Source organism: Catenulispora rubra, assembly GCF_015356825.1.
Taxonomy (GTDB): domain Bacteria; phylum Actinomycetota; class Actinomycetes; order Streptomycetales; family Catenulisporaceae; genus Catenulispora; species Catenulispora rubra.
Genome location: NZ_JAACYW010000594.1, coordinates 1 through 1,844, shown reverse-complemented (window position 1 = coordinate 1,844; position 1,844 = coordinate 1). Strand labels below are relative to the sequence as shown.

At 72.9% G+C, this 1,844-nt stretch carries 2 protein-coding genes; one reads left to right on the top strand and one right to left on the bottom strand.

Annotated features, from left to right (window positions below; all coding sequences use genetic code 11):
- The coding region (gene eccCb / locus GWK61_RS54370) for a type VII secretion protein EccCb (RefSeq protein WP_194922256.1) at window positions 1–1,304 on the top strand (1,304 nt) is incomplete at its 5' end.
- A gap of 4 nt (window positions 1,305–1,308) precedes the next feature.
- Here eccCb and GWK61_RS54365 read toward each other — a convergent pair.
- The coding region (locus GWK61_RS54365) for a fibronectin type III domain-containing protein (protein ID WP_228564557.1) at window positions 1,309–1,844 on the bottom strand (536 nt) is incomplete at its 5' end.

Here is a 1,844-nt window from a genome sequence, read left to right as displayed (position 1 = left end):
ATGTGTATAAGGGACAGGTCGCCGAGGTCTCGGCGCTGGTGGAGGGGCGGGAGGCGGCGTTCTCGCTGCACGGGATCGACTCGATGGCGGCGTATCGGCGGGCGGTTCGGGAGGGGTCGGCGGTCGCGGACGGGTATGGGGACGTGTTCCTGGTCGTGGACGGCTGGAACCAGCTGCGGCAGGAGTACGAGGCGCTGGAGCAGACGATCACGCGGCTGGCCGCGCGGGGGTTGGCGTACGGGGTGCACGTGGTGGTGGCCACGAACCGGTGGGCCGATATCCGGCAGGCGTTGAAGGAGAGCTTGGCGACGCGGCTGGAGCTGCGGCTCGGCGAGCCTTTCGAGTCGGAGATGTCGCGGCAGGTCGCGGCGGACGTGCCGGCGGCGATGCCGGGGCGCGGCGTGACCACGGACCGGCTGCACTTTCTGGCGGCGATGCCCCGGATCGACGGCCGGACCGATGACGAGGGGGTCGGCGAGGGGCTGCGGGCCCTGGTGCAGGCGTCGAAGGCGGCGTGGCCGGGGGCGGTGGCGCCCGAGGTGCGGTTGCTGCCTCGGGAGCTGACGCCGGAGGGGCTTTTCGCGGGGCGTCCGCGCGACTCCGAGACGTCCGGGGTGGCGCTCGGGCTGGGGGAGGACGGCCTCGCGCCGGTGATGGTGGACTTCGCGGTGGATCCGCACTTCATCGTGTTCGGCGAGAGCACGTCGGGGAAGTCGTCGGTGCTGCGGCACCTCGCGGACTCGCTGGTGCGCGGGTACGAGGCGGAGCAGGCGCGGATCGTGATGGTCGATTACCGGCGCGCGCTGTTGGAGGCGATCGGCGAGCCGCACCTGATCGCGTACGCGGGGTCGCCGACGGTCGCCGAGACGACGATCCGGGATCTGGCGCAGGTGCTGCGCGGCCGGCTGCCGGGCCCGGAGGTGTCGCCGGCGCAGCTGCGGGAGCGGAGCTGGTGGAGCGGGGCGGACCTGTACATCGTGGTGGACGACTACGACCTGGTGGCCACGTCGGCGGCGAACCCGATGCTGCCGCTGGTGGAACTGCTGCCCCACAGCCGGGACATCGGGCTGCACCTGATCGTGGCGCGCACGTCGTCGGGGGCGGCGCGGACGATGACGGACCCGGTGATCAGGGCCCTGCGGGAGCTGGCGACGCCGGGGCTGCTGCTGTCCGGCGGGCGCGAGGACGGGCCGCTGATCGGGACGGTGAGCGCGGTGGCGCAGCCGCCGGGGCGGGGGATTCTGGTGCGGCGGAATCGGGGGAATCTGTTGGTGCAGACGCCTTGGCGGCCGCCGGCGGGGTGAGGAGTTAGGTCACGGCGCGGCTGGACGACGATCCGCCGGGCGAGTCGGGGTTCGTCGGCCCGGGCGTGGTCACGAGCGCGCACTGCTGCGGCGGCGCGGTGTGCGGACCGGAGTCGCCGGGCGCGACGGCGTAGGTCACGACGCTGACGCAGTAGGTGGTCGAGGGTGTGAGGCCCTTGAAGCTGGCGGTGAGCGTCTGGCCGGCGACGGTCGCGCTCTGCACGGACTGGTTGTGCAGGTTCACCACGACGATGTAGCTCTGCACACCTGCGGTCACGCGCGGCGCGGACCACGTCACCGTGACGTCGGTCCCGGACGCGGCTGCCTTGGCACCGGTGACCTGGTAGTCGGACAGCTTCGTGCCGGTGAAGGTCGGGACGGTGACGACGGGCCCGGCGTTCGCCGACTGTGCGGCCTTCTTGGGCGCGGTCGCGACGCCCCATGCGACGCCTGCCGCCAACGCGGTCGCACCTGCGGCGATCAGCAGCACGAGCCCGGTGTTGCGGCGGCGGGGCTCGATCGGTGGTGGCTTTGGGCTGT